Genomic DNA, 6,753 nt, shown 5'->3' with positions numbered 1-6,753 from the left:
AGCGTTCCCACTGCTCGGGGAAGTACCGGCCGACCCCTCGGTAGAGCCAGTCGATCTCGGAGCGCCGGGTGGTGGTGACGGCGGCGATGACGATCTGCGACACCCGCTCCGGGTGCGTCTCGGCGTACGCCAGGATCAGCGTGGAGCCCCACGAGCCGCCGTACAGCAGCCAGTGGTCGATGCCCAGGTGCTCCCGCAGGCGCTCCATGTCGGCGATCAGGTGCTGGGTGGTGTTGTGCCACATGTCGGTGGTGGGGTCGCTCGCGTGCGGCGTGCTGCGGCCGCAGCCACGCTGGTCGAACAGGACCACCCGGTACCGGTCCGGGTCGAAGTACCGGCGCACCCCGGTCCCGCACCCGGACCCCGGCCCACCGTGAACGACGAGCGCGGGCTCGCCGTCCGGGTTGCCGCAGACCTCCCAGTACACGAGGTTGCCGTCACCGACGTCGAGCATCCCCTTCTCGTACGGCTCGATCGGCGGATACAGCTCAGCCATTTCCGGACCTCCTGAGAATCAGATGCAACGTGTGGTCACGACTGGTCGAGGGCCCGTTCGATCGCGCGGCGGGCCCGGGCGGCGGCCGCCCGGTCGTGCTGGAGCTGCATGGCCGCGTTCAGCGCGAGGCCGGCGGCGACGATCTCGAACAGTGCCTGGTCGATGTCGAACCCGGCAGGCAGCTCGCCGTTGTCCACCGCCGCGGTCAGGTCCGACCGCAGCTGGTTCCGCCAGCGCGACCACACCTCGGCCACCGCGTCGCGGACGCGGCCGGGGCGGCCGTCGTACTCGCTGAGCGCCGCGGTCATGAGGCAGCCGCCGGGCAGCAGGGGCGCTTCCAGGTAACCCACGGAGTTGGCGCACACCGCGCGCAGCCGCCGCAGGCCCGGCGGTTCGGTGAGGGCGGGCTCGACCACCCGGTGCCAGAAGTCCACGAACGCCTTGTCCAGCGTGGAGATCTGGAGCGTCTCCTTGGTGCCGAAGTGCTTGTGGACCCCGGACTTGCTCATCTCCAGCTCCTCGGCGAGCCGACCGATGGTGATGCCGTCAAGGCCCTCCGCGGAGGCGATCGCGGCGGCACGGTCGAGGATCCGGCCCCTGGTGGCCTGCGCTTCGGCCGCTGAACGTCGTGGTGACATGCGCCGAGGGTAGCGTACGGGCGTTCGCTATTGATTTGGCGAACGCTCGTACGCTAACGTTCGCGGCAGCCACCGGAACGGACGAAGGAGTGCGAGATGCGGGTGCGCCGACTGGGCTGGGCCGGACTGGAGATCGAGGCAGGCGGCGAGCGCCTGGTGCTCGACTACGTGCGGGACCTGTCACCGCTGTTCACGGGGTGGAAGCCCGGCGAGGGGCTGGCGGTGCCGAGCGGGAAGGCCACCGCCGCGCTGGTCACCCACCTGCACCGGGACCACACCGACGCGGCCGCGCTCGCGGACGTACTGACGCCGGGCGCGCCGCTGCTGCGACCGGCGCCCGGTCATGGCGACGACGTGGACAACGTGACGACGCTGTTGGCCGAGCGGGAGCTGGTCCTGCACGAATTGGCCCCCGACATCGTGGACGCCTGGGCCACCCGCGAAGTCGGGCCGTTCCGCGTCACCGCGGTCCCCGCCGTCGACGGCCTTGGCGACCCGCAGCTGAACTGGGTGGTGGAGGCCGACGGGCAGCGGGTCTTCCACGGCGGCGACACGATGTTCCACGGCTACTGGTGGCTGATCGCGCGCCGGTTCAGCCCGTTCGACGCGGTGTTCCTGCCCGCCAACGGCGCGGTGGTCGACGCACCGCACCTGCAGCCGCCGAGCCCGCTGCCCGCCGCGCTCGACCCGAGGCAGGCCGCCGCGGCCGCGGAGATCCTCGACGCCCGGTACGCGGTGCCGATGCACTACGAGCCGGAGCAGCCGGACAAGATCGCGGGCTATGTCGAGGTCTCCGACCCGGAGGGGGAGTTCCGCACTCACGCCGGACGGCGCGCACGCGTGCTGGCCGTCGGGGAGTGGCTGGACTTGGCCACATGACCGCAGACCCGGCCGCGCCGACGGGGGCGCGTCCTGGCTCGCGGACGGAGGGGGCGCCGTGCTTGGGGTGCGCGGGGCGGCTCACTGCCTAGCGCGTACACCTCTCGATGGTCGGGGGGCCGCCGTCCGCCTGGTGGAGCCGGACCTCGGCGTCCTGGGCCCCGTCGGTGGCGGTGCACACGAGTTGGCGCAGGGCGGTGCGGCCGAGTTCCCAGTCGGGCGGTAGGAAGAGGTCGACGGTGCCCCGCGCGCTGACGTTCAGGGTGGGTTCGCCCGGGCCGGAGGGAACGAAGCTGATCAGACCGCGGCCCCGCTCGGCCGCGTCGGGGCCCCGCACCAGCTGCTCGATGGCCCGCTGCCGCGCGTCGGGGCCCCGATGGAGCCGGGAGACGCGTTCGAGACCGGTGGCGGAGTAGAAGTACACGTGCACGGCGGGTGAGGGGCGCTCGTGTACCCGCGGCATGCCGGATGCCGCGGGTCCTGCCGGGGCCGGGCCGGTGTCGTCGACGCCGCAGGCGGTCAGGGGCGCGAGGGCCAGGGTCACGGCGAGCAGTGGGGCCAGGGCCGCGGGGTGCCTCATGCGGGATCCCGGGGCAGGGTGAGAGTGAACACCGCCCCGCCACCGGGGGCGTTGGCGGCCGTGAGGGTGCCGCCGTGCAGGCGCGCGTTCTCGGCGGCGATGGCCAGGCCGAGGCCGCTTCCCTCGCTCCGGGCGCGGGCGGCGTCGCCCTTGGTGAAGCGGTCGAAGACGTGCGGCAGGACGTTCTCGGGGATGCCGGGGCCTGCGTCGGTGACCGTGAGGACGAGCGTGTCCCCGACGGCCCTGGCCCGCACGCGCGCGGGGACGGAGGGGCCGCCGTGGCGCAGGGCGTTGCCGACGAGGTTGGCGAGGACCACGTCGACGCGGCGCGGGTCGAGGCGGGCTCGCAGGCCCGTGGGCACGTCCACGGCGACCTGGTCCTGCCAGTGCCGCAGGCCGAGGGTCTTGCGGACGAGTTCGCCGACGTCGATCTCGTCGAGGTGCAGGGCGGCGGCGCCCGCGTCGAACCGGGAGATCTCCATCAGGTCCTCGACCATGCGGCCGAGCCTGCGGATCTCGTCGGCGACCAGGGCGAGGGCCTCGGCGGTCTCCGGGCGCAGGTCCCCGGCGGCGGCGTCCGCGTCGAGCACGCCGGTCACGGCGGTCATCGCGGCGAGCGGTGTGCGCAGTTCGTGGGACACGTCGGCGGCGAACCTGCGCGCCTTCGCCTCCATGCTCCGCAGCGTGGCGGCGTCGGCCTGGAGGGTCGCGGCCATGGTGTTGAAGGTGGCGCCCAGGTCGGCGAGTTCGTCGTCGCCGACGACGGTGATGCGGGTGTCCAGGGCGCCCGCGGCCATGCCCTCGGCGGCCGAGCGCAGTCGGCGCACCGGGCGCAGGACGCGGCGGGCGGCGAGCAGCGCGGGCACGGCGGAGAGGATCACCACCGGTACGACGCCCGCGCGGGCCGCGGAGACGAGCGCGTCGACGTCCCGGCGCTGCGACGCCAGGGAGAAGGACGCGTACACGACGAGCCCGGAAGGGCGCGAGGGCTCTTCGCCGAGGGTCACCGGCAGGGCGATGGCGAGCCAGGGGGTCCCGTCGTGGTGGAAGCGCTGGACGACGGCGCCGCGGGCGGCTCCGCCCGCGGCGCGCAGCCGGGCGGGCAGCGCGGGTGCGGGACCCGTCACGGTGACGGGGGCGCGGCCGTCGAAGGCGGCTGCGGTGCGCCAGCCGCGCGCGCCGTTGGCCCGGTCGAGCTGCAGCACGAGGGCGCGCAGGTCCGCGCCCGTGGGGGAGGCCGGCAGGTCCGGGGCCAGGGAGTCGACCTGGGTGCGCAGGTCGTGCACGGCGCTGTCCTGGGCCCGGTCCAGGATCGCGGCCCGCGCTTGCCGGAAGGTGAGGGCGGCGGTGGTCAGGGCGCTGAGCGCGGACACGAGGACGAACGCGACCACGAGCCGGGTGCGCAGCCCCCGGGGGAGGAGCCGACGCCTCACAGCGGGCCGAACCGGTAGCCGAACCCGCGCACTGTCTGGACGTAGCGCGGCTGCCGGGGATCGTCCTCGATCTTGGCGCGCAGCCGCTTCACGCACGCGTCGACGAGGCGGGCGTCCGCGTAGTAGCTGTGCTCCCAGACCTGTTCCAGGAGTTGCTGACGGCTGAAGGTGGCCTCCGGCGAAGCGGAGAGGAAGAGCAGGAGCTTGAGTTCGGAGGGGGCAAGGGCGAGTTCGGTGCCGTGCCTGGCCACGCGCAGCGCGCTCCGGTCGATCTCCAGGCCGCCGTGCGTCTCGGGCTGCCCGTGGGCCGCGGCGGTGTGCGGGGGCGGGGCGAGGCGGCGCAGGACCGCGCGCATGCGGGCTTCGATGACCTCGTCGCTGGCGGGTTTGACGATGTAGTCGTCGGCGCCCGCCTCGAGGCCCACGACGACGTCGACGTCGTCGCCGCGCGCGGAGAGGATCACGATGGGCAGCTGGCTGACCTCGCGGATGCGGCGGCACACCTCCAGGCCGCTCATGCCGGGCAGCATCAGATCGAGCAGGACGATGTCCGGGGCGAAGGCGGCGAGCGACTCCAGGCCGTCCTCGCCGGTGCCGACGGCCTCGGTCTCGTGCCCCCGGCGGCGCAGGCCCAGGGTGACGCCCCGGCGCACGCCGGGGTCGTCCTCGATCAGCAGGACGCGGGTCATGAAGGACCTTCGCTTTCTACTCGTTCGCCGTCGGGGGAGGAACCGCCGCGCGGGCGGCTCAGGGGTCGTTCGTGCCGAGGGGCGCCGTGGAGCCGGTCTCGTCGCACCGGACGCGCCACGGCTCGCCGGACAGGCCGGACTCGTGGACCCGTACGACCACGTCCGGGGGACGCTTTCCGCCCGGCACTCCGGGCGCGGCGGCAGCCGTGCACACCAACTGGTTGACGGCCGCCCGCGGCAGCTCCGACACCAGCCACGGCAGATACAGATCGACGGTTCCCGGGGCGGCCACGGCGCGCACCCGGTGACTCCCCTGCGGCAGCGCGGTGGTGATGCCGCGCGCCCGCTCCGACGCGGTGGGACCTGCCAGGAGGGCGTCGAGGGCCTGCTGCGGCCCGGCGTGGGCGGGCGCGGAACGGATCACGGCCCAGGACCCGTGCGGGGCGACGAGCGTGATCCGCAGGGTGCGGTCGGCTGTGCCCGCCCGCTCCCCACGCGCGGGAGCACCGGCGTGCGCGGGCCCGGAGTCCGAGATCCCGCAGCCGGTGAGCGTGAGAGCGAGCGCGGCGAGCGGCAGTGAGCAGACGCGCACCGAAAGGCGCACGCCTGCGCGTACCGGACGCCCCGCGCGCTGCGGCGCCTCACGCGTCATCCGCACGCGGTCACCCTCAGGAGCACGTGGTCCCCGTCCTGGAAACGCCATCCCAGTTGATGCATTGCCGATATTTTTCCCATTGTGTCTGCCTTCGTGCCGTCCGGCCGATTGCCGGGCCGGTGTGCCTACGAGGTCTTGAGGCGCTCCACGTCCACCGTCCCGGCGCCCGGATCAGGCTGCGGTACGAGGGCCCACGCTCCCACCGCCACGGCGACCGCCGCCGTGAGCGCGACCAGGCCTTGCCGCCCCGCGGCCCACGGAGCCCGGAACCGCACCGGGTCCTCGACCAGGATCTTCGAGAGGACCGCCGCCCCCAGCGACACGGCGATGGCCAGCGCCGTACGGCCCCAGCCGCCGACGCCGAGCACCTCGGCGGGCAGCAGCAGATACACCGGCCAGTGCCAGAGGTAGAGGCTGTAGGACAGTTCACCCAGGCGGCGGGGGAGCGTGCTGCCGAGTATTCGGCCCGCGCGCCTGTCGGGTGCGGTTGCGAGCAGCGCGATCAGCAGCGCACAGGCCAGTGAATGCGCGAAGAGGCCGCCCTGGAAGAGGCCCGGCGCGTGCTGCCCCTCGGTCAGCGCCCACGCTGCCGCGAGTCCGCAGACCAGCACGGCGGACGCGGCGCCCGCGAGACGCCCCGGGACGCGGGCGATCAGGCCACGCACCGGTGAGGTGGCCGCGAGCGCGCCGAGCAGCAGCGCGAAGGCGCGGGTGTCGGTGCCCTCGTACGCCCGGGTGGTGTCCACGGCGTCGCCGAGGCGGAGCATGAGGAGGAGCGACACCAGCGCGCCCGCTGAGGCGAGCACGGCGACGCGCCGCTCCCCTCCCCGGCCGCGCCCGGCGAGAGCGACCACCAGCGGCCAGGCGGCGTAGAACTGCCACTCGACGGCGATGCTCCACAGATGGGCGAAGACGCGGGTGCCGGAGGCGTTCCAGTACCCGATCTGCTCGGTGACGAAGTGCCAGTTCACGGCCTGGGCGGCCACCCACGGCGCGTCGTCGAGCGCGAAGCCCAGGAGCGCCGGTGTCCCGAGGGTCCACGTGAGCAGCAGGGTCGTGGTGCCCATGACGGTCAGCGCGGGCAGCAGCCGCCGGGCCCGCCGCCCCCAGAACGCGGCCAGGTCGACGCGCCCCCGGCGCGCGGTCTCGCCGAGCAGCAGACCGGTGATCAGGAAGCCGGACAGGACGAAGAAGAGGTCGACGCCGAGGAAGCCGCCTCCCAAGTGCCCCGCGTGGAACAGCAGGACGGCGAGGACGGCACACCCCCGCAGACCGTCCAGCGGGGCGATGTGCCGCGCCCGGCCACGGGCGGGTGGTGCGGCACGGTGGGCACGGCGGCGCAACCCGGGCCCGGGCAGAAGCGGTCGCATGTCGGTCTCCGGG

General features: G+C 74.2%; 8 protein-coding genes. 1 reads left to right on the top strand and 7 read right to left on the bottom strand.

Annotated elements, in window-relative coordinates; all coding sequences use genetic code 11:
- Together MQV74_RS40445 and MQV74_RS40440 are read right to left on the bottom strand one after the other, a co-directional pair.
- Positions 1-496, bottom strand: a 496-nt coding sequence (locus tag MQV74_RS40445; protein ID WP_242729434.1) for an alpha/beta fold hydrolase, incomplete at its 3' end; no start/stop codon positions are given.
- Positions 497-531: 35 nt separating this feature from the next.
- Positions 532-1,134, bottom strand: a complete 603-nt coding sequence (locus MQV74_RS40440; RefSeq protein WP_242729433.1) for a TetR/AcrR family transcriptional regulator — start codon at positions 1,132-1,134, stop codon at positions 532-534.
- A gap of 96 nt (positions 1,135-1,230) precedes the next feature.
- Between MQV74_RS40440 and MQV74_RS40435 the strand changes: the two genes are divergently transcribed.
- Positions 1,231-2,013 carry an MBL fold metallo-hydrolase gene (locus tag MQV74_RS40435; protein WP_242729432.1) on the top strand — a complete coding sequence of 261 codons (783 nt, stop codon included), beginning with the start codon at positions 1,231-1,233 and terminating at the stop codon, positions 2,011-2,013.
- An 88-nt stretch (positions 2,014-2,101) separates the two neighbouring features.
- Here MQV74_RS40435 and MQV74_RS40430 read toward each other — a convergent pair whose 3' ends face one another.
- From MQV74_RS40430 to MQV74_RS40410, 5 genes are all read right to left on the bottom strand, one after another.
- Positions 2,102-2,593, bottom strand: a complete 492-nt coding sequence (locus MQV74_RS40430) for a GerMN domain-containing protein (protein ID WP_242729431.1) — start codon at positions 2,591-2,593, stop codon at positions 2,102-2,104.
- The gene (locus MQV74_RS40425) at positions 2,590-4,026 is read right to left on the bottom strand and encodes a sensor histidine kinase (RefSeq protein WP_242729430.1); all 1,437 of its coding nucleotides are present in this window, start codon (positions 4,024-4,026) and stop codon (positions 2,590-2,592) included. Before MQV74_RS40425 ends, MQV74_RS40430 begins: the two co-directional genes overlap by 4 nt.
- Positions 4,023-4,715 carry a response regulator transcription factor gene (locus MQV74_RS40420; RefSeq protein ID WP_242729429.1) on the bottom strand — a complete coding sequence of 231 codons (693 nt, stop codon included), beginning with the start codon at positions 4,713-4,715 and terminating at the stop codon, positions 4,023-4,025. Before MQV74_RS40420 ends, MQV74_RS40425 begins: the two co-directional genes overlap by 4 nt.
- 58 nt (positions 4,716-4,773) lie before the next feature.
- Entirely contained in the window at positions 4,774-5,367 is a 594-nt protein-coding gene (locus tag MQV74_RS40415) for a GerMN domain-containing protein (RefSeq protein WP_242729436.1), read from the bottom strand.
- A gap of 128 nt (positions 5,368-5,495) precedes the next feature.
- Complete coding sequence (locus MQV74_RS40410) at positions 5,496-6,740, bottom strand: acyltransferase family protein (RefSeq protein ID WP_242729428.1); 1,245 nt, start codon at positions 6,738-6,740, stop codon at positions 5,496-5,498.
- Positions 6,741-6,753: the final 13 nt, after the last annotated feature.

The organism is Streptomyces sp. AN091965, from assembly GCF_022698285.1.
In the GTDB taxonomy this organism is placed as follows: Bacteria; Actinomycetota; Actinomycetes; order Streptomycetales; family Streptomycetaceae; genus Streptomyces.
Note: the sequence above shows the minus strand (reverse complement) of the source record. Positions and strands in the feature narration are given on the sequence as shown.